The 19,916-nt window shown below is 75.5% G+C and carries 19 protein-coding genes and 2 riboswitches; of the genes, 8 read left to right on the forward strand and 11 right to left on the reverse strand.

Annotation, left to right across the window (positions count from 1 at the left end):
• Positions 1 to 56: 56 nt before the first annotated feature.
• The 3 genes from CRP39_RS24840 to CRP39_RS24850 all read right to left on the reverse strand — a co-directional run bounded on the left by CRP39_RS24840 (position 57) and on the right by CRP39_RS24850 (position 2,316).
• The gene (locus CRP39_RS24840) at positions 57 to 593 is read right to left on the reverse strand and encodes a cysteine dioxygenase (protein WP_097209077.1); all 537 of its coding nucleotides are present in this window, start codon (positions 591 to 593) and stop codon (positions 57 to 59) included.
• A 125-nt stretch (positions 594 to 718) separates the two neighbouring features.
• Complete coding sequence (locus CRP39_RS24845; protein WP_097209078.1) at positions 719 to 1,219, reverse strand: NAD(P)H-dependent oxidoreductase; 501 nt, start codon at positions 1,217 to 1,219, stop codon at positions 719 to 721.
• A complete protein-coding gene (locus CRP39_RS24850) occupies positions 1,216 to 2,316 on the reverse strand; it encodes an LLM class flavin-dependent oxidoreductase (RefSeq protein WP_097209079.1) in 1,101 nt (366 codons plus the stop codon). Before CRP39_RS24850 ends, CRP39_RS24845 begins: the two co-directional genes overlap by 4 nt.
• A 237-nt stretch (positions 2,317 to 2,553) precedes the next feature.
• Positions 2,554 to 2,667, forward strand: a riboswitch (SAM riboswitch).
• A gap of 33 nt (positions 2,668 to 2,700) precedes the next feature.
• Here CRP39_RS24850 and CRP39_RS24855 point away from each other — a divergent pair.
• Entirely contained in the window at positions 2,701 to 4,074 is a 1,374-nt protein-coding gene (locus CRP39_RS24855; protein ID WP_097209080.1) for an aminotransferase class V-fold PLP-dependent enzyme, read from the forward strand.
• 5 nt (positions 4,075 to 4,079) lie between these two features.
• Here CRP39_RS24855 and CRP39_RS24860 read toward each other — a convergent pair whose 3' ends face one another.
• On the reverse strand, positions 4,080 to 5,006 hold the full coding sequence (locus CRP39_RS24860; protein ID WP_097209081.1) for a glycoside hydrolase family protein: 927 nt from the start codon (positions 5,004 to 5,006) through the stop codon (positions 4,080 to 4,082).
• Between the two features lie 68 nt (positions 5,007 to 5,074).
• On the opposite strand from CRP39_RS24860, the gene CRP39_RS24865 reads away from it, so the two are divergent.
• Genes CRP39_RS24865 through CRP39_RS24885 form a run of 5 tightly spaced genes read left to right on the forward strand, consistent with a single transcriptional unit; the run spans position 5,075 to position 9,945 of the window.
• Positions 5,075 to 6,055 (forward strand): sulfotransferase, encoded by a 981-nt coding sequence (locus tag CRP39_RS24865; RefSeq protein WP_097209082.1) that lies wholly within the window; start codon positions 5,075 to 5,077, stop codon positions 6,053 to 6,055.
• A 12-nt stretch (positions 6,056 to 6,067) separates the two neighbouring features.
• Positions 6,068 to 6,556: a beta-class carbonic anhydrase gene (locus CRP39_RS24870; RefSeq protein ID WP_097209083.1), complete on the forward strand. Its 489-nt coding sequence runs from the start codon at positions 6,068 to 6,070 to the stop codon at positions 6,554 to 6,556.
• A 2-nt stretch (positions 6,557 to 6,558) separates the two neighbouring features.
• On the forward strand, positions 6,559 to 7,383 hold the full coding sequence (locus CRP39_RS24875) for a DUF1684 domain-containing protein (protein WP_097209084.1): 825 nt from the start codon (positions 6,559 to 6,561) through the stop codon (positions 7,381 to 7,383).
• Complete coding sequence (locus tag CRP39_RS24880; RefSeq protein ID WP_097209085.1) at positions 7,380 to 8,585, forward strand: LLM class flavin-dependent oxidoreductase; 1,206 nt, start codon at positions 7,380 to 7,382, stop codon at positions 8,583 to 8,585. The genes CRP39_RS24875 and CRP39_RS24880 overlap by 4 nt, the downstream gene beginning before the upstream one ends.
• A gap of 10 nt (positions 8,586 to 8,595) precedes the next feature.
• Entirely contained in the window at positions 8,596 to 9,945 is a 1,350-nt protein-coding gene (locus tag CRP39_RS24885) for an NtaA/DmoA family FMN-dependent monooxygenase (protein WP_097209086.1), read from the forward strand.
• Between the two features lie 162 nt (positions 9,946 to 10,107).
• Here CRP39_RS24885 and CRP39_RS24890 read toward each other — a convergent pair whose 3' ends face one another.
• The 6 genes from CRP39_RS24890 to CRP39_RS27895 form a co-directional block, all read right to left on the reverse strand.
• Positions 10,108 to 11,130, reverse strand: a complete 1,023-nt coding sequence (locus tag CRP39_RS24890; RefSeq protein ID WP_097209087.1) for an ABC transporter substrate-binding protein — start codon at positions 11,128 to 11,130, stop codon at positions 10,108 to 10,110.
• A 4-nt stretch (positions 11,131 to 11,134) separates the two neighbouring features.
• Positions 11,135 to 12,124, reverse strand: coding sequence for a transporter substrate-binding domain-containing protein (locus CRP39_RS24895; protein ID WP_216359916.1), 990 nt, complete (start codon positions 12,122 to 12,124; stop codon positions 11,135 to 11,137).
• Between the two features lie 93 nt (positions 12,125 to 12,217).
• Positions 12,218 to 13,009: an amino acid ABC transporter ATP-binding protein gene (locus CRP39_RS24900; protein ID WP_097209088.1), complete on the reverse strand. Its 792-nt coding sequence runs from the start codon at positions 13,007 to 13,009 to the stop codon at positions 12,218 to 12,220.
• Positions 13,006 to 13,995 (reverse strand): amino acid ABC transporter permease, encoded by a 990-nt coding sequence (locus CRP39_RS24905; RefSeq protein WP_097209089.1) that lies wholly within the window; start codon positions 13,993 to 13,995, stop codon positions 13,006 to 13,008. Before CRP39_RS24905 ends, CRP39_RS24900 begins: the two co-directional genes overlap by 4 nt.
• Complete coding sequence (locus CRP39_RS27890) at positions 13,992 to 14,348, reverse strand: GNAT family N-acetyltransferase (protein ID WP_245854099.1); 357 nt, start codon at positions 14,346 to 14,348, stop codon at positions 13,992 to 13,994. The genes CRP39_RS24905 and CRP39_RS27890 overlap by 4 nt, the downstream gene beginning before the upstream one ends.
• Positions 14,345 to 14,524, reverse strand: coding sequence for a hypothetical protein (locus CRP39_RS27895; protein WP_245854100.1), 180 nt, complete (start codon positions 14,522 to 14,524; stop codon positions 14,345 to 14,347). Before CRP39_RS27895 ends, CRP39_RS27890 begins: the two co-directional genes overlap by 4 nt.
• Before the next feature lie 313 nt (positions 14,525 to 14,837).
• Positions 14,838 to 14,949: riboswitch (SAM riboswitch) on the reverse strand.
• A 218-nt stretch (positions 14,950 to 15,167) separates the two neighbouring features.
• Between CRP39_RS27895 and CRP39_RS24915 the strand changes: the two genes are divergently transcribed.
• The gene (locus CRP39_RS24915) at positions 15,168 to 17,105 is read left to right on the forward strand and encodes an FAD/NAD(P)-binding protein (RefSeq protein WP_097209090.1); all 1,938 of its coding nucleotides are present in this window, start codon (positions 15,168 to 15,170) and stop codon (positions 17,103 to 17,105) included.
• A gap of 145 nt (positions 17,106 to 17,250) precedes the next feature.
• A complete protein-coding gene (locus CRP39_RS24920) occupies positions 17,251 to 18,105 on the forward strand; it encodes an SDR family oxidoreductase (RefSeq protein ID WP_097209091.1) in 855 nt (284 codons plus the stop codon).
• 17 nt (positions 18,106 to 18,122) lie between these two features.
• Here the strand turns inward: CRP39_RS24920 and CRP39_RS24925 are convergent, their stop codons facing one another.
• Positions 18,123 to 19,781: a Na+/H+ antiporter gene (locus CRP39_RS24925; protein ID WP_097209116.1), complete on the reverse strand. Its 1,659-nt coding sequence runs from the start codon at positions 19,779 to 19,781 to the stop codon at positions 18,123 to 18,125.
• Positions 19,782 to 19,916: the final 135 nt, after the last annotated feature.

Raw genomic sequence — 19,916 nt, forward strand, 5'->3', positions numbered from 1 at the left:
GGGCCGTGTTCCCCCTGCCCGGGGGAGCACGGCCCGTTCGTCGTCTCAGCGGGCGCTCACCAGTCGACGCCGGCCCGCTCCGTACCGGTGCGGATCAGGCCGCCCCGGTCGACCCGGTAGGTGTTCATGACGGTCAGCCGTGGGGTGTAGACGTGCACGCTGACCGCCGCCCCGGTGCCGGTGTTGGACACCCGGTGCACGTGGTGCGCGCCGAACGGGCGCACCCGGCCGGCCGTGAGCCGGGTGGCGTCCGGCAGCGCCCCCACCTCCTCGTCCAGGGCGCCGCGGACGACGGCGAAGGCGCCCGCGGAGCCGCCGTGGTCGTGCAGGCCGGTGCCCTGGCCGGGCAGCCAGGACAGCAGCCACACCTGGGCGTCGGCCAGCTCGGGGTGCAGGGCCAGGTCGAGGGCGTCGGCGGCCAGCGCGGGGTCGAGCAGGTGCGTCCACCGGCTCTCGGGCCGGTACTCCACCAGGGCCGACCAGCGGGGCTCGGCGGCGGCGAGGGCCGCGGCGAGCGCAGCGGCCCCGGTTCGGCGGCGGGTCGGGTCGCCGGCCGTCGCGCGGCGGGCAGGGGACAGCAGGGAACGGGTCATGACGGGTCCTTCGGGGGGAGTTCCGGGGTGGGCGCGGGGGTCAGCGCCGGCGACATCGCGCGCTGGACACGCGCAGCAGGTCCACGGCGACGCGGCGGGTCAACCCGGACCGGGTGTGCGGCACGTCAGCCGCGCCGGGCGGTCCGGGCGGCGTCCACCTGCGGCCGTGCGGCGGCCAGCCAGGCGTCCAGCGGCGCGGGGTCGTCCCACGTCTTGTCCAGCAGGTACAGCCCGCGGGTCGGCGCGGTGGCGCCGAGCTCGACCAGCACCGGCTTGAGCAGCAGCTCCGGCGCCAGCGCGTGGGTCGGCCCGCCGCCCAGCATCAGCGGCACGGCGACGACGCCGGCGAGGTCGCCGGTGCCGATCTGGTCGAGGAACAGCTTGAGCAGGCCGGTGTAGGTGGCCTTGTAGGTGGGGCTGGCGACGACGGCGACCTCGGCGTCCCGCACCGCGGCGACCGCCTCGGCCACGGCGGGATCACCCCAGCCGAGCAGCCCGGCACCCAGGTCGATGACGTCGACGACGACGTCGGGCGGGGCGCCGGTCAGGCGCTCCGCGACCAGCTCGGCGGCGGCGCGGGTGCGGGAGCGGGGCTTGGGGTTGCCGACGACGGCGACGGTGGTCATGCCGCGGCCGCGTCCCGCTTCGCGACCTCCTCGCGGACCAGCGGGAGCACGTACCGGCCGACGTCGATGGTGTCGCCGAGCAGGTCGTAGCCGCGCATGGAGATGATGTCGACGCCGAGGTCGACGTAGTCCAGCAGCGCCTGGGCCACGGTCTCCGGCGTGCCGACGAGCGCGTTGGAGTTGCCGGCGCCGCCGGTGGCCGCGGCCGTCGGCGTCCACAGCGCCCGGTCGAACCGCTCGCCGCGGGCGGCGATCTCCAGCAGCCGCTGCGAGCCGGTGTTCTCGGGGCCGGTCAGCGGGTGCCGGCGCGAGATCGGCTGCCGTCCGCCGGCGGTGCGGGCGGCGATCCGGTCGACGGTGCGGTGCGCCTTCTCCCAGGCCAGTTCCTCGGTGGGGGCGATGATCGGCCGGAAGGCGACCTGGATGCGTGGCATCGTCGTCCGCCCGGCCGCGCGGGCCGCCGCGTGCACGCGCTCGATCTGCGCCGCGGTCTCGGCCAGGGGCTCCCCCCACAGCGCGAAGACGTCGGCCTCGGCTCCGCCGGCTGCGTAGGCGGCCTCCGACGAGCCCCCGAAGGAGACGTCGGGGCGGGGCTGCTGCACCGGGAAGGTGTCGCTCACGAAGTCGGCGAACCGGTAGTGCTCGCCGTCCCAGTCGAAGGGCTCGTGCGAGGTCCAGGCCTTCTTGACGATCTGGATGTACTCGCGGGTGCGGCCGTAGCGCTGTTCCTTGGTCAGGTAGTCGCCCTCGCGCTGCTGCTCGGCGTCGGTGCCACCGGTGATGAAGTGCACGGTGAGCCGGCCGTCGCCGATCTGGTCCAGCGTGGCGAAGGTCTTCGCGGCGAAGGTCGGGTAGCTGACGTTGGGCCGGTGGGCGAGCAGCACCTGCAGCCGCTCGGTGCGCGACAGCAGGTACGCCGCGGCGGCGGAGGGCTCGGGGGAGCCGGACCCGTAGGCGAACAGCACCCGGTCCCACCCCCAGTCCTCGTGGGCGCGGCCCAGGCGCAGCGTGAACTCCCTGTCGAAGCTGGCGCCGGAACGGGGGGTGGTCTCGGAGCCGTCGTTGGTGGCGGCGATGCCCAGGAACTCGATCGGCATGGTGGCTCCTCAGGTGGCGGGGCGGCCGCGCGCACGGAGCGGCCCGGGAGGGTGGGGAGAGCTCGGGAGGGCGCCGTCAGGGACAGGTGGCCGACCAGACCCGGCCCAGGTCGACGTGGACCCGCCGGACCAGCCGCGGGGCGGCTGCGGGGGCGGTCGACAGGGCGGGCACGGAGATATCTCTACCATCTCGGTCGGGTTTGACGGGAATGCGGGCGCCGTGTCACGCTCCCGGCAGGTCAAGAGCGCCAGCGACAAGCCCCGGCTCGCTGGCCGGCAACCCTTCCTCCGCGATGGGGTGCCCCGGGTGACGACCGGGCGGGTGCCGACCGGCGCCCGCAAGCGCGGGCCCCGTACTGCGGGTCCCTGAACCGAGGAGCCTGCGTGACCGGCGCTGTCCTGTCCCGTCCCGTCGTCCACGCCCCGGAGCGACCGCTGCTGCCGGTCGTCGGCGCCGCCACCGAGGTGCCGCTGGTGCCCTCCGGGACGGCCCGCTACGTCAACCTGGACACCGCGGCCAGCACCCCGGCGCTGGTCGCCGTCGCCGACCGGGTGGCCGAGGCACTGCCGCTGTACGCCAGCGTGCACCGCGGCGCCGACTACCTCTCGCAGGTGTCCACGGCGCTCTACGAGTCGGCCCGCGACACCGTCGCCCGCTTCGTCGGCGCGCGCGCCGACGACGTCTGCGTGCTCACCCGGAACACCACCGACTCGCTGAACCTGCTCGCCGCGTGCGTCCCCGACGGGGAGCGCGTGCTGGTGCTCGACTGCGAGCACCACGCCGACCTGCTGCCCTGGCAGCGCCGCGGCGGCACGACGGTGCTCTCCACCGGGGGGACGGTCACCGCGACGCTGCGGGCGCTGGCCGCGGCGCTCGCCGCGGACCGGTACGCCCTGGTGGCGGTCACCGGGGCCTCCAACGTCACCGGCGAGGCACTGCCTCCGGCCGACGTCGTCGAGCTGGCGCATGCCGCCGGCGCCCGGGTCGTCGTGGACGGCGCCCAGCTGGTGCCGCACCGCCGCTTCTCCCTGGCCGCCTCCGGCGCGGACTACATCGCCCTGTCCGGGCACAAGCTCTACGCGCCCTACGGCACCGGGGCGCTGGTCGGCCGCCGCGACTGGCTGGACGCCGCGCCCGCGCACCTGGCCGGCGGCGGCGCGGTGCACGAGGTCACCGTCGAGGAGACGCGGTGGGCCGCGGCGCCGCACCGGCACGAGGGCGGCTCACCGAACGTGCTGGGCGCGGTGGCGCTGGCCGCGGCCTGCGACGCGCTCGCCGCGCTGCCCGCGGAGGCGCTGGCGGCGCACGAGTCCGCGCTGCGAGCCCGGCTGGAGGTCGGCCTCGACGCGCTGCCCGGCGTGCGGCGGCTGCGGATCTGGCCGGACTCGACCACGCCGACCGGCGTCGTGTCGTTCACCGTCGAGGGTGCCGACCCGGGCCTGGTCGCCGCCGTCCTCTCGGCCGAGCACGGGGTCGGCGTCCGGGACGGCCGGTTCTGCGCCCATCCGCTGCTCGCCCGGCTCGGCGTGCCCGAGGGCGCGCTGCGCGCGAGCGTCGGCGTGGCCACCACGGCGGCCGACGTCGACCGGCTGCTGGACGGTCTCGCCGCCTTCCTGGCCGGCGGGCCGGCCACCTCCTACACCGTGCGCGACGGCCGGTGGCAGCCGGCCGACGACCCGCGGCCCCCGGCCGGGCTGGCCGGTGCCGACCTGGGCGCGGTCGCCCGCGGCGCGGGCTGCGGCGGGGCGGCGCGGTGACCGGGTCAGCCGGGCAGGACGACCGTGCGCAGCTCGTGGGCGCCGTCGGCGCGGGTCGCCTCGTAGAACCAGCGGGTACCGCCGCCGGGCAGTGCGACCGCGTCCGCGTAGCGCAGCCCGCCGGGGGTGTGCGGGCTCTGCAGCAGCGGCCCGCCGGGAGCGGCGCGGAACCGGCCGTCGCCGTTCCCCATCGCAAGGCCGGTCCGTTCCTCCCAGTTCTCCGCGGCCGTGGCCCGGCCGTCGTAGAGGGCCCAGCTGCGGTCGCCGTCCAGGACGACGGCGGCGAACCGGACGCCGCGCGCGTCCCAGGTGCCGGGCGTGCCGGTCAGGGCGGTGCCCTGCCAGGTCCAGTCGACGCCGTCGTCACTGGTGGCGTGCTCGGTGGTCATGCGGTCGGTGGCGTCCGGGTCGTCGAGCGGGTGCACGCTGGCCCACAGGTGCCACCGCCGCCCGTCGTGCCGGATCACCGGGTCCTTGACCGCCGCGGTGTCGCTGCCCGGCAGCACGGTGCGCGGGGTCGCCGTCAGCAGGCCCTCGACCGTCGCGGCCTCCAGCAGGTCGACCCGCCAGTGCCTCGTCCCCGGCGTCGCGCAGCTGACGTACAGCCGCCAGCGGCCGTCGGGCGTGTGCACCAGCGCCGGGCGCTCGAGCGACTCGGCCCCGAAGGCGTCCTTGCCCACCCCTCCGACCGGCGTGAACCGCACCCCGTCGTCGGACCGGGCGATCACGTTGGCGAAGCCCCGGCCCTCGCCGACCGGCCGGCGCAGCCGGTAGGCCAGCCACCAGGTGCCGTGGACCAGCTGCGCCGACGGCCCACCGGCCCACGACCCGGGGCGGGGGTCCTCCGGGGCCACCACCACCTCGGCGTCGGCCCAGAACCGGGCGGGCTCCGGCGGACGCGGAACGGAGGTCGGGGCGGGGCGGGACGGCACGCGGCGGCTCCGGTCTCGAGCGACGGGGACGCCGCCCAGTGTGCACACCGACCCAGGAGGGAGTCCGCATGAGCGGCCGACTGCCGCAGTTCGTCATCGCCGGCGCACCCAAGGCCGGGACGACGGCCCTGCACGCCGCGCTGGCCACGCACCCGGGGCTGTACCTCTCCCCGGTCAAGGAGCCGAAGTACTACCTGACCGACGGCCGGCCCCCGCCGCGCAGCGGGCAGCGCGGCCCCGGGGACGCCCACAGCGCCGGGGAGTGGATCTGGCGGCGGGAGGAGTACCTCGCCCTGTTCGCCGCCGCCCCGCCGGACGCCGTCCGCGGGGAGAGCACGCCGTTCTACCTGTACGACCGGGCCGCCCAGGCCCGGCTGGCCGCCGACGTCCCGGACGTGAAGGTGGTCGTGGTCGTGCGGGACCCGGTGGACCGCGCCTGGTCCAACTGGGTGCACCTGCGGGCCGACGGGCTGGAGCCCGAGCCGGACTTCCTCGCCGCCGTCCGGCGGGAGCCGGAGCGGATCGCGGCCGGCTGGGCGCCGTTCTGGCACTACCGGGGCCTGGGCCGCTACGGCGAGCAGCTGCGCGACCTGTACCGGCACGTTCCGCGCGAGCAGGTGTTCCTGCTGCGGTACCGCCAGCTGGTCGACACCCCGCGCGAGACGCTGGACCGGGTCAGCAGCTTCCTCGGCGTTGAGCCCGGCGTCGCGCACACGGTCGCCCCGGAGAACGTCAAGCCCCACGTCGCCGACACCCCGCGGTACCGGGCCCTCGCCCGGGTCGCGCGGGCCGGGGCGGCGCTCGGCGCCTACGCCCCGCCGCAGGTGTGGCGGCAGGCGAGCCGGCCGCTGGTCGCCGCGCTGCACGCCGGGCGGGCGCCGCGCCCGCAGATGCCGGTCGAGGTCCGGCGCGAGGTGCTCGGGCCGCTGCTGGAGGACGTCGCGCTGCTCGAGGAGCTGACCGGCGAGTCCTTCGCCGACTGGAAGGGCGACACCGGCCGGGGCGACTTCCGGTCCCGGTCGTCCGGCACCGCACAGAATCCCCAGTAGGAGGAGACCCCTATGTCCGTCACCGACGAACTGCTCGCCGCCAACACCCGCTACGCCGAGACCTTCTCCGGCCCGCTCCCGCTGCCGCCGTCGCGGCACGTCGCCGTGGTGGCCTGCATGGACGCCCGCCTCGACGTCTACCGCGCCCTCGGCCTCGCCGAGGGTGAGGCGCACGTCATCCGCAACGCCGGTGGCGTCGTCACCGACGACGAGATCCGCTCGCTCACGATCAGCCAGCGGTTGCTGGGTACCCGGGAGATCGTGCTGGTCCACCACACCGACTGCGGGATGCTCACCTTCACCGACGAGGACTTCCGCGCCTCGATCGAGCAGGACTGCGGCATCCGCCCGCACTGGCACTCCGAGGCCTTCCCCGAGCTGGAGGACGACGTCCGCGCCCAGCGGCAGCGGATCCTCGACAGCCCGTTCATCCCGATCAAGGACAGCGTCCGCGGCTTCGTGTTCGACGTCGCCACCGGCCGACTCTCCGAGGTGCACTGACCATGACCACCGTCGCCACCCCCTCCGACACGTTCGCCCGCGACTGGGTCGACTGGCACCGGCGGCACGAGGCCGCCCGCGCCGACCCGCACGGCTTCCTCGCCGTCACCGGCCTGCACTGGCTGACCGCCGAGCCGCAGCGCCTCCCCGACGCCCCCGGGGTGTGGTCCACCGGCCCCCGCGGGGTCGTGGTCACTCTCGACGCGGGGGAGGACCTGGTGGTCGACGGCGTGCCGGTGCGCGGGGAGCACGTGTTCGGCGTCATCCCCGAGCGAGGCGGGGTCACCGCGACCGCCGGCGACGCCGTTGTCGAGGTGGCCCGGCGGGGCGGGCACGACATCGTGCGGCCCCGGCACCCCGGCAACCCGCTGCGGGTCCGGTACGCCGGGACGCCCACCTTCCCGCCGGACCCCCGGTGGGTGGCCGAGGGCCGGTACGTGCCGTTCGACGAGCCGCGGCCGACGACGGTCGGGGCGGCCGTCCCCGGCCTCGAGCACGTCTACGACGCTCCCGGGGCGGTCGAGTTCACCCTCGCCGGGGCGGACCTGCGGCTCACCGCCTTCCCCGGGCACGCGCCGGGCAGCCTGTTCCTCCTCTTCACCGACGCGACCTCCGGCGTCACCACGTACGCCGCCAACCGGTCCCTGGCGCTGGACCCGCCGGACGCCGACGGCAGGGTCGTGCTCGACTTCAACCGGGCCACCAACCTGCCGTGCGCCTACACCGACCTCGCGACCTGCCCGCTGCCCCCGGCGGAGAACCGGCTGCCGATCGCGGTCGAGGCCGGCGAGCGGACCCCGCTCGAGCGCACCGGCGGTCCGGCGTGAGCGGGCCGGCGCCGCACCTGCACCTCGCGGTCGCCCTGGACGGCGCCGGCTGGCATCCCGCCGCCTGGCGGGAGCCCGACGCCCGTCCCGGGGAGCTGTTCACGCCCGGCTACTGGGTCGACCTGGTCCAGGAGGCGCAGCGCGGCCTGCTCGACCTCGTCACCCTCGAGGACGGACTGTCGCTGCAGTCCACCGACCGGTACGGCCCCGACGACCGGACCGACCAGGTCCGCGGCCGGCTGGACGCCGTGCAGGTGGCCGCCCGCGTCGCGCCAGTGACCGAGGGCATCGGGCTGGTCCCGACCGCGGTGGTCACGCACACCGAGCCGTTCCACCTGTCGAAGGCGATCGCCACCCTCGACCACGTGAGCACCGGCCGGGCCGGCGTCCGGGTCAAGGTGGGCAGCAGCCCCGCCGAGGCGGCGCACTTCGGCCGTCGCACCCTCCCGGCGCTGGGCAGCATCGACCCGCGCGACCCCGCCGTGCAGGCGGGCCTGCGGGAGCTGTTCGACGAGGCCGCCGACTGGGTCGAGGTCGTCCGCGGGCTCTGGGACAGCTGGGAGGACGACGCGGAGATCCGTGACGCCGCGACCGGCCGGTTCGTCGACCGGGCCAAGCTGCACCCGGTCGACTTCGCCGGCCGGTGGTTCTCCGTCCGCGGACCGTCGATCACGCCGCGGCCGCCGCAGGGGCAGCCGGTGGTCACCGCGCTGGCCCACCAGGCGGTCCCCTACCAGTTGGTGGGGCGCAGCGCCGACGTCGGGTTCGTGACGCCGCGCGACGCCGCCGACGCCACCGCGATCGTCGCCGAGATCCGCGCCGCCCAGGCCGCGGCGGGCCGGGCGGCGGAGACGGTGCACGTCCTCGGCGACCTGGTGGTCCACCTCGACGACGACCCCGCGGCAGCGGTCGCGCGCCGCCGCCGGCTGGACGACCTCGCCGGTGCCGAGCACGTCAGCGACGCGTGGGTGTTCGCGGGCTCGCCCGCCCAGCTGGCCGACCTGCTGGAGGAGTGGCACGGCGCGGGGCTCACCGGCTTCCGGCTGCGCCCAGCGACGCTGCCGCACGACCTGGTCCAGGTCACCCGCGGGCTGGTGCCCGAGCTGCAGCGCCGCGGCCGGTTCCGCACCGCCTACGAGGCGACGACGCTGCGCGGCCACCTCGGCCTGCCCCGCCCCGCCAACCGCTACGCCGCCGTCTGAAGGAGACCGGATGACCAAGCAGATCCACCTGGCGGCGCACTTCCCCGGGGTCAACAACACCACCGTGTGGAGCGACCCGGCCGCCGGCAGCCACATCGAGTTCTCCTCCTTCGCCCGGTTCGCGCAGGCGGCCGAGCGCGGGAAGTTCGACTTCCTGTTCCTCGCCGAGGGGCTGCGGCTGCGCGAGCAGAACGGCGAGATCTACGACCTCGACGTCGTCGGCCGGCCCGACACGTTCACCGTGCTGGCCGCGCTCGCCGCCGTCACCGACCGCCTCGGCCTGACCGGCACGATCAACTCGACGTTCAACGAGCCCTACGAGGTGGCCCGCCAGTTCGCCACGCTCGACCACCTCTCCGGTGGGCGGGCGGCCTGGAACGTCGTCACCTCCTGGGACGCGTTCACCGGCGAGAACTTCCGGCGCGGCGGGTTCCTGGCGCAGGACCAGCGCTACGAGCGGGCCCGGACGTTCCTGGAGACCGTGCTGGAGCTGACCGGCTCGTGGCGGGGCGACGAGATCGTCGCGGACAAGGACAGCGGGGTGTTCCTGCGTGACCCGCAGGCCGGCAGTTTCCGGCACCGCGACGCGCACTTCGACATCGCGGGGCGGTTCGACGTGCCCCGCAGCCCGCAGGGGCACCCGGTGGTCTTCCAGGCCGGGGACTCCGAGGAGGGCCGGGAGTTCGCCGCGGCCAGCGCGGACGCGATCTTCAGCCGGCACAGCACCAAGGACGCCGGGCAGGCGTTCTACGCCGACGTCAAGGGCCGGCTGGCGAGGTACGGCCGCTCCCGCGACTCGCTGCTCGTCCTCCCCGCGGCGACGTTCGTCATCGGCGACACCGACGCCCAGGCCGCGGAGCTGGCGCACGAGGTGCGGCGCCAGCAGGTCTCCGGGCAGACGGCCCTGCGGTTCCTCGAGCAGGTGTGGAACCGCGACCTGTCCGGCTACGACCCCGACGGGCCGCTGCCCGAGGTCGACCCGGTGGTGGGGGAGGGGCACGTCGCGCAGGGCCGGGCGCAGGTGCGCATGTACCGGGACCCGGTGGCCACCGCACGGCAGTGGCGCGAGCTCGCCGCGGAGAAGGGCTACTCGATCCGGGAGCTGATGATCGAGGTGCAGAGCCGGCAGACGTTCGTCGGCAGCCCGGGCACGGTCGCGGCGTCGATCGACGACCTGGTGCAGTCCGACGCCAGTGACGGCTTCATCCTCGTCCCGCACATCACGCCGGGCGGGCTGGACCCGTTCGTCGACACCGTCGTCCCGCTGCTGCAGGAGCGCGGTGTGTTCCGCGCCGACTACGAGGGCACCACCCTCCGCGACCACCTCGGGCTGCCGCCGGTGGGCGTGCCCGACGCCTGACCCGTTGCCGATCTTCCTCGTGCTCTGCCGGTGCTGCAGGACCCGCAGAGCACGAGGAACACCCGCAGTGCGCCGGTCCGGTCTCGGCGCCACCGCCACCGACGGACGAGGGCCCCTCCCGGGATCGGGAGGGGCCCTCGTCGTGTCAGGCGTCGGCCGGCGTCAGGACGCCACCTCCGGGTTGACCTCCGGCGCGTCGACGGCCTCGTCGCCCAGGCCCCACCGCTGCAGGGTCCGCTCGTAGGTGCCGTCGTCGAACACGTGCTGCAGGGCGGCCTGGACGGCGTCGACCAGGCCGGTGCCCTTGAGCGTGGTCGCGGCGACGTAGGTGGTGTTGGGCCACCCGGCGTTGACCGTGCCGACGATGTCCACCTCGCCGACCGAGGCCTGGTACACGGCGTTGGGGTTGGGGCCCAGGTAGGTGTCGATGCGGCCGGACTGCAGCGCCAGCATGGTGTCGGCGACGTTGGCGTAGTACTCCAACGTGGCCGGCTCGAGGCCGGCGGCCTCGTTCTGGGCGTTCCAGTCCAGCAGGATCCGCTCCTGGTTGGTGCCGGACCCCACCGCGACGGTGAGGCCGGCGACGTCCTCCGGCCCCTCGATCGACAGGTCGCTGCCGGTCGCGGCGGTGAAGGCCATGACCCCCTCGCGGTAGGTCGCGAAGTCGAACAGCTCCAGCCGGGCGGCGTTGACGCCGACGTTGCTGAACACCGCCTCGAGGTCGCCGCTCTGCAGCGCCAGCGGCCACTGCTCCCAGGCGACGTTGACCACCTCGAGCTCCAGGCCCACGGAGTCGGCGACCAGGGAGGCGATGTCCACCTCGCTGCCGACGACGGTGGCGTTGTCGTCGGCCAGGAAGCCCAGCGGCGGCTCGCCGGAGCCGACGACGCCGACCCGCAGCACCCCGTCCTCGGCGATCGTCGCCGGGACCAGGCCCGCGGCGTCGGGGTCCTCGTCGGTGCGGACCCGGTCGGCCTGCTCGGAGCTGGTGTCGACCACCAGCGGTGTCGCGGTCTCGCCGGCCGCGGCGGCCTCGGCCGCGACGTCGGCGCGCTGGCCGGACTCGATCTCGGCGGAGCTGGTGCAGGCGGACAGGAACACCACCGTGGACAGCACCAGGGCGGTGCGGAGGGGGAGGGCGGCCGCCGGACGGGCGGCGCGGGAACGGGATCGGGTGCGGGTCATCGGTCTACTCCTCGGGAGTGCGGGGTTCAGGCGCCCAGGCCGGGCGGGTTGGTCTCGGCGCGGTCGATCGCCTCGGCCTGCAGGCCCCAGCGTTCGAGCACCTGCTGGTAGGTGCCGTCCTCGATGGCGGAGTTGATGGCCGCGGTGAACGCCTCGGCCAGGCCGTTGCCCTTGGCGGTGGCGACGGCGATCTCGGCCGTGTCCGGCCACCCGCCGTTGACGGTGCCGGCGATCGCGAAGTCCTCCGGTGCCACGGCGGCGCTGTAGGCGGCGGTGGCGTTGGGCCGAAGTAGGTGTCGATGCGGCCGGACTGCAGCGCCAGGACGGCGTCGTTGTAGGCCTCGTAGTAGTCGATCCGGACCGGTTCCAGGCCGTTGGCGCGGTTCTCCTCGTCCCAGGCCAGCAGGACCTGCTCCTGGTTGGTCCCCGAGCCCACGGCCACGGTGCGGCCGGCGATGTCGGCGGCCCCGTCGATCCGCAGGTCGCTGTCAGCGGCGACCAGCCAGCCCAGCTGGTCGACCCGGTAGGAGGAGAAGTCGAACAGTTGCTTGCGCTCCTCGGTCACCGTGACGTTGGAGATGGTGGCGTCGACCTCGCCGGACTGCGTGGCCAGTGGCCAGTTGGACCAGTCGTTGACGACCAGTTCCAGCTCGAGGTCCAGGGCGTCGGCGACCAGCGTGGCGATGTCGGTCTCGCTGCCGATCACGGTCTCGTTGTCGTCGGCGTAGAAGCCCAGCGGCACCGCGCCCTGGGTGATGGACACCCGCAGCACGCCGTCGGGGAAGGCGCCGTCGGGCAGCAGGTCGATGGCCTTCCGGCTCGGCGTCGTGTGGATGCGGTCCTGGTCGGGGCCGGTGTCCACGGCCAGCGCGGTGCCCTGCTCGCTGCGGGCCTGCTCCTCGATCTCGGCGGTGCTGCTGCACGCCCCCAGCGCCAGCACGGAGACGGCGGCCAGGACGGGGACGAGGCGGGCTCGTCGGGTACGGGCGGTCACGGGGTTCTCTCTCTTCCGGGGGCACGCGGGCGCGTGCCATCGACGGGCGGCACGGGAGTGCGCCGTCCGGGGGTTCGCGGGGGGAGCGGTCCTTCAGAGGACCTTGGCGAGGAAGGCGCGGGTCCGTTCGTGCCGCGGGGCGTCGAGGACCTGCTCGGGCGGGCCGGTCTCGACGATGCGGCCGGCGTCCATGAACACGACCTGGTCGGCGGCCTTGCGGGCGAAGCCGATCTCGTGGGTGACCACGATCATCGTGGTCCCCGTGCGGGCGAGGTCCTCGATGACGCCGAGCACCTCGCCGACCAGTTCCGGGTCCAGCGCGGAGGTCGGCTCGTCGAACAGCAGCACCGCCGGCCGCATGGCCAGCGCGCGGGCGATCGCCACGCGCTGCTGCTGCCCGCCGGACAGCTGCCGCGGGTGGACTGCGGCCTTGTCGGCCAGCCCGACGCGGGCCAGGAGCTCGCGGGCCTCGGCCTCGACCTCGCCGCGCCGCCGGCCCTGCGCGGAGACCGGCGCCTCCACCACGTTCTCCAGGGCGGTGAGGTGCGGGAAGAGGTTGAAGTTCTGGAACACGAAGCCGAACCGGGTGCGCTGGCGCAGCAGGTCCTTCTCCTGGAGCTCGTGCAGCCGGTCCCCGCCGCGGTGTGACCGACGGCGGTAGCCGACCAGCTCGCCGTCGAGGGCGATGAAGCCCCGGTCGACCTTCTCCAGGTGGTTGATGCTGCGCAGCAGCGTCGACTTGCCGGAGCCGGAGGGGCCGAGGACGACGGTGACGCTGCCGGGCTCGACGACCAGGTCGATGCCCTGCAGGACCTCCAGCGTGCCGAACGACTTGTGCACGCCGTGCACCTCGACGCGGCCGGGGCGGGTGGTGGTGGCGGTCATCGGGTCCCCTCCCGGTCAGCGTTGCGGACGGTGCTGACCCGGGCCAGGCCGGCGGTCAGGTTGGCGCGCAGCCGCTGCAGCGGTGTCGGCGGCAGCGTGCGGACGGCGCCGCGGGCGTAGTACCGCTCGACGTGGTACTGGATGACGGTGACCACGGTGGTCAGGACGACGTACCAGACCGCGGCCACGACGAGCATCGGGAGCACCCGCTGGGTGCGCCCGTAGATCACGCTGACGGTGTAGAAGAGCTCGCCGAGGGCCAGGACGTAGACGATCGAGGTGCCCTTGAACAGGCCGATGATCTCGTTGACCGCCGTCGGCACGATCGCGCGCATGGCCTGCGGCAGCACGATGCGGGTGCTCTGCCGGCGCCGCGGGATGCCGAGGGAGGCGGCCGCCTCCAGCTGGCCCTGGTCGACCGAGAGGATCCCGGCGCGCACGATCTCGGCGGAGTAGGCCGCCTGGTGCAGGCCCAGGCCCAGCACCGCCGCGCCGAACTTGTCGATCAGCGACAGCGTGTCGACGCTGGCGAAGGACGGACCGAACGGGAGCCCGAAGTCCAGCGACTGGTACAGGTAGGCGAGGTTGTACCAGAGCAGCAGCTGCAGGATCAGCGGCACCGAGCGGAACACCCAGGTGTAGCCCCAGCTGACCGCCTGCAGCAGCGGCGAGCGGGACAGCCGCATGAGCGCCAGCACCGTGCCGAGCGCGAAACCGAGCACCGCGGTGATCAGGGTGAGCTGGATCGTCGTCCACACGCCGCGGACGATCGACTCCTCGGTGAGGTAGGCCGCGACGACGTCCCACTCCCACCGCGGGTTCGTGACCAGTGAGTTGACCACCATCGCCAGCAGGACGGCGACGACGGCGGTGGCCACCCAGCGGCCGGGGTTGCGGGCGGGCACCACCCGCAGCTGGTCGTAGGGCGTCCCGGTCGGCGGGGGAGCGGCGGTCCCCGCGGTCGGGCGGGGGACGACGGTGGTCATCGGGGGTCTCCCAGGGGCTTCTCGAAGGCGTAGCCGAGCTGTCCCGGGGGCAGGGTGCGCAGCGTCGCCAGGTCGGTGGGGCGGGGGACGGCGGGGTCGAACAGGGGCGTCCAGCCGGCGGCCAGGTAGAGCGCCTTGGCCTCGGGCTGGCGTGGACCGGTGGTCAGGTACATCCGCGTGTAGCCACCGGCCGCGGCGCGCGTCTCCAGCTCGGCGAGCACGCGGCGGGCCAGGCCACGGCGGCGGTGCGCCGCGGAGGTCCACATCCGCTTCACCTCGGCGGTGCCCGGATCGGCGTGCCGGCGGTAGGCGCCGCCGGCGACGGGTGCGCCGTCCTCCAGCAGCAGGATCAGCTCGCCGTCGGGGGCAGGAACTCCTCGGCCGGGAAGCGCGCCATCTCCTCGGCGGCCCCGCCGAACAGGTCGCCGTAGCGGGTGTCGTACTCGACGGTGAGCTCGGCGAACAGCGGCGCGGCCAGCGTGTCGTGCGGGTGGACGGGCACCACCTCCAGGCCGGGTGAGGTCGTCACCGGGCCACCAGCACGGTGGCGGTGCCGCCGGTGCAGCGGCGGGCGGTGCGGGACATGCGGGTGCTCCAGAGGACGCAGGGGGTGGGGAGGGGCGCGGGCACGCCGACGGCACCGCGGATCGCGGTGGGCAGGCGCGAGCAGGGCCGCGCGGACCGGCGGGACCGGTCAGGGGGAATGCGTCAGCGACAGAGCGCGCTGTCGGTACGCAGGAGGTCGACCGTCGGCCGACCGACCAGGTCGGCCGAGAGGTCGCGGACGCTCGGCGTGCTCGCGGTGCTCACGGGGGCGTGCTCCTCGTTCAGAGCCCGGGAGGGCTGCGGACTTGCCGACGCGGGGTGCGTCGGCCTGGTCGTCACCCGGGGCACCCCGTCGCAGCGGAGGGTTGCCGGCCAGCGAGCCGGGGCTTGGTGCTGGCACTCAGGACCTGGCCGGGACGATAGGCACGCAGTGTCATATCCGTCAATCCCGATCGGTTTGGTAGACATTGCAGCGGCGGTTCGCACGACGACGAGGGCGGGGGAGGGGACGTGACCCGATCGGAGCTGGCGCAGCGACGGCACGTCGACCTGCTCCGCACCTGCAGCGCCCTGTGTCCGGGGGCCTGACCCGGCCCGTCCGACCCCCCGTACTGGAGCGCACCCGCATGTCCCGCCCCGATCTCCGCCGCACCCGCACGCTCGTCGTCGTCGGCGCCGGTCCCACCGCGATCGGCGTCCTCGAGCGCCTGGTCGCCTCGGCCCCCGAGCTCGCCGACGGCCGGCGGCTGCACGTCCACCTCGTCGACCCGTACCCACCGGGCGGCGGCCGCGTCTGGCGCGCCGCCCAGCCGGACCTGCTGTGGGCCAACTCGCTCGTCGGCGACGTCACCGTGCTGCCCGACCCCTCCGTCGTGGTCGACGGCCCGGTGGGGGAGGGCACCACGCTGTGGCAGTGGGTGTGCGACGTCGCCCGCTCCCGTCCGGACGGGGACCCGATCGGGCGGGAGGCGCGGCGGCTCGGCCCGGCGTCCTTCCCGTCCCGGCCGCTGGTCAACGCCTACCTGGGCTGGGTGCTCGACACGGTGGTGGCCGCGGCCGCGCCGCAGGTCGACGTCTCCCTGCACGCCACCCGGGTGCTCGACGTCGCCGACGGCCCGGCCGGGACCCGGGTCCGGCTGGCCGACGGGACGGAGCTGGCCGCCGACGCCGTCGTGCTGGCCCAGGGGCACCTGGACGCGCGGCCGACGGCGGCCGAGCGGGCCACCGCGGAGGTCGCGGCCCGCTCCGGCCTCACCTACGTGCCCACCGGCTACACCGCCGACCTGGACCTCTCCGCGCTCGCGCCGGGGCAGGACGTCCTCGTGCGCGGGGCGGGCCTGGCGTTCGTCGACCTCGCGGTGCTGCTGACCAGCGGCCGCGGCGGGCGGTTCGCCCGCGACGACGACGGCCGGCTGCGCTACCGGCCCTCCGGCCGCGAGCCGGTGCTGCACGTGGGCTCGCGCCGCGGCGTTCCGTACCGGTCGAAGCTCGGCTACCCGTGGGGCGGCCCGCCGGTGCCGCTGCGCTTCTTCACCCTCGCCGCCATCGACGAGGACTTCGGCGCGTCGCGGCGGCTGGACCTGCGGTCCGACCTCGCGCCGCTGATCGAGCGGGAGCTGGCCTGGGCGCACTACACCGAGCTGTTCCGGGCGTTCCCCGAGCGCACCGCCGTGCCGTGGCCGGAGTTCGCCGAGGCCTACGCCGCGGCGACGACCTCCCGTGCCGAGCGGGCCCTGGTCGCCCGGGCGGTGCCCGACCCGGTCGACCGGTTCGACCTCGCCGCGCTGGACCGCCCGCTGGCCGGCCGGTGGTTCGCCGACCCGGAGGCGCTGCAGGACGCGGTGCGCCGGCACGTCCGGGCCGACCTCGAGCGGTCCGCCGACCCGCGGTTCAGCACCGACGCCGCCGTCTTCACCGCGCTGCTGCAGTGCCACGGCACGATCGCCGCGCTGGCCACGGCACGGCGGCTCACGGCCCGCGCCGAGTCCGAGGAACTGGCCGGCTGGTGGATGAACCTGTTCAGCTACCTCGCCAGCGGGCCGCCGGGCCCGCGCCTGGAGGAGCTGCTCGCGCTGTCGGAGGCCGGGGTGCTCCGGTTCCTCGGCGCCGACGTCGAGGTGGTCCTGGACGCGGACGCCGGGGTCTTCCGCGCCCGCTCGGCCAGCTGCCCCGGGGTGACCGAGGCCCGTGCCCTGGTCGAGGCCCGGGTGCCGACGCCGGACGTCACCGCCACCCCGGACCCCGTGGTCACCGGCCTGCTCTCCCGCGGCGAGGGGCGCGAGCGGGTGCTGGCCGACCGCGGCGTCGCCGGTGGGGTCCGCGGCACCGGGCGGCTGGACGTCGACGCCGGCCTCCGGCTCCGCACCGCGTCCGGGGCGTCGCACCCGACGATCCGCGCGGTCGGCTACTGGACGGCCGGCGCGCAGGTGGCCGCCTTCGCCCGGCCGCACACCAACGCGCCGTTCTTCCGCCAGAACGACGCCCTGGCCCGCGACCTGTGGCGGGACCTGACCGGCGCGGCCACGGGACCCGCCGTCACCGTGCTCGCCGCCGGGGCGGCCTGACCCGGAGCCGGCGCCGCGCCTGGTGACCGGCGCCCGCACGCGGTCGGGTGGTCTCCCGCCCGGCGGGAACAGGGCTGCCGCCCGTCGGGTTCGGCGCGTGCAATGGCGCGCCCGCGCCATCCCCGCCCTCATCGGAGGACCCCGCATGTCGATCGTCGTCACCGGAGCCACCGGCCAGCTTGGCCGGCTGGTCGTGGAGGAACTGCTGGCCCGGGGCGTGGCCCCGGGGGACGTCGTCGCCGGCGGGCGGGCGCTGGAGCGGATCGCCGACCTCGGCGAACGCGGGGTGCGCACCGTCCGGATCGACTACGACGAGCCGGCCACCCTGGACGCCGCCTTCTTGGCGGGCGACACCGTGCTGCTCGTCTCGGGCAGCCGGCCCGGTGCGCGCGTCGCACAGCACCAGACCGTGGTCGACGCCGCGGTGCGGGCGGGGGTGGGCCGGATCGCGTACACCAGCATCCTGGGCGCGGACGACACCCCGCTGCCGCTCGCCCCGGACCACCAGGCCACCGAGCGGATGATCCGGGACAGCGGCTTGCCGGCGACGCTGCTGCGCAACGGCTGGTACACCGAGAACTACGTGCCGCAGCTGCAGCAGGCGCGGGAGACCGGCGTCGTCGCGGCGAGCGTCGGGGACGGCCGGGTGGCCAGCGCCACCCGCGCCGACTACGCCGCCGCCATCGCCGGCGCTCTGGCCACCGACGGCCACGAGGGCGCGGTGTACGAGCTGTCCGGCGACACCGCGTGGACCTTCGACGAGCTCGCCGCCGCCATCGGTGAGCTGCTCGGCCGGGAGGTCACCTACCAGCGGCGCTCCCCGGAGGAGCACCGTGCCGCGCTGGTGGCCGCCGGCCTCGACGAGGGCACCGCCGGGTTCGTGGTGGCGCTGGAGGGCGGCATCCGCGCCGGCGCGCTCGGCACGACGTCCGGCGACCTGGCCGAGCTCGCCGGACGCCCGAGCACCCCGCTGGTCGAGGGGCTGCGCCCGTTCGTGTGAGCCGCCCCCGGGGCGCCTCAGCGGCGGGCCGGCAGCCGGCCCTCCTCGTGGTCGAGCTCCCGCTCGAGGCGGCGCAGACCCTCGTCGGGCAGCCGGCCGATGTCCCGCCAGTGCAGCAGCTCCTCGCGCTGGCGGGTGAGGACGGCCCGGCGCACCCGCAGCGCCGCCTCGTACTGCGGTGACATCGGCAGCTCGCCGCCCTCGGCGCCGGCCAGCATGTCCAGCCGGCGCCGGTAGCGCTCCAGGCGGGACTGCAGCTGGTCCCGGATCGCCTCGATCGCGTCGTCGTCGACGTCGTCGTGCTGCTCGGCCTGCAGCTCGTCGAGCCGGACCAGGCCGGCCTCCACCGAGGCGGTCCGCGCCTCGTTGCGCATCCGGGCCTGGTCGGCCTCGTCGGCCCGCAGCCCGAGCGCGCGGACCAGCGGCGCGAAGGTGAGCCCCTGTCCGACGAGGGTGACCAGCACGGCGAGGAAGGCGCAGAACAGCAGCAGGTTGCGGTCGGGGAAGGGGGCCCCGGCGTCGGTGGTCAGCGGCAGCGTGAAGATCGCCGCCAGGCTGATGACGCCCCGGGTGCCGGCCCAGCTCAGGACGACGATCTCCCGCCCGGAGAGCCGGGTCGGCCCGGTGGTGGTGGGGTCGGCGTCGTCGTCGCCGGCCACGTCCACGCCGCCCAGCCGGGTGTGCAGCGACTGCGGCAGGTGCTCGGTGAGCCACAGCCACAGCGGGCGCAGCAGCAGCACCACCCCGACGGTGATCGCCGACGCGGTCAGGATCGTGTCGGTCGTGTACTCGCCGAGGCCGCTGATCACCGCGGGCAGCTGCTGGCCGATGAGCAGGAAGACGATGCCCTCGAGGAGGAAGTCGACCAGCCGCCAGACGGCGTCGGTCTGCAGCCGGCTGGCTCCCGACGCCCAGCTGGGGTTGTGGTGCCCGATGATCAGCCCCGCGACGACCACGGCCAGCACCCCGGAGACGTGCACGGACTCGGCCAGCAGGTAGGCCACGAACGGCGTCGCCAGCGAGACGGCGTTGGACGACAGCGGGTCGCGGCGCAGCCGGCGCAGCGGGCGGACGGCGTAGGCGATGAAGACACCGACCGCCACGCCACCGGCCGCGACGACGAGGAACTGGCCGACGGCGGCCGGCGTGGAGAACCCGTCGCCCTGGGCGGCGGCGATCGCCACGGACAGGATGGTGAGCGCCGTGGCGTCGTTGAGCAGGCCCTCGCCCTGGATGAGCGTGATGATCCGCGGCGGCAGCCCGACCTTGCGGCCGACGGCGAGCGCGGCGACCGGGTCCGGCGGGGCCACGGCGGCGCCCAGCGCGATGCCCGCGGCGAGCGTCGCCCCGGCGACGAACAGCTCGAACCCGATCCCGATCGCCAGCGCGGTGACCGTCACGAGCAGCACCGACAGGCTGACCACCGTGCGCAGGTTGCGCCGGATGGCCATCAGCGAGCTGTCCAGGGCGGCGCTGTAGAGCAGCGGTGGCAGCACCAGCGTGAGCACCAGCTCCGGGTCCAGCTCGATGTTCGGGCCGGGCAGGTAGGCGTAGGCGATGCCGGTCAACGTCAGCAGCGCCGCGGCCGGCAGCCCGGAGCGGTCGGCGATCCAGCGGACCGCGACGATGGCCGCGACCGCGCCCAGGACCAGCAGCAACAAGGTCTCCACGTGCACCTCCACATCCTTCCCGACCCGCTCCGGCCGGGCAGGACGGCCCGCCGAGGGGCGCCGGCACACGGTGCGGAGGCGGCCGTCGGGACCCGGGGAGGGGGAGGCCCCCGGGCGCCGCGGGTCGGCGCCGGCGGGACG

The organism is Geodermatophilus sabuli (assembly GCF_900215145.1).
In the GTDB taxonomy this organism is placed as follows: Bacteria; Actinomycetota; Actinomycetes; order Mycobacteriales; family Geodermatophilaceae; genus Geodermatophilus; species Geodermatophilus sabuli.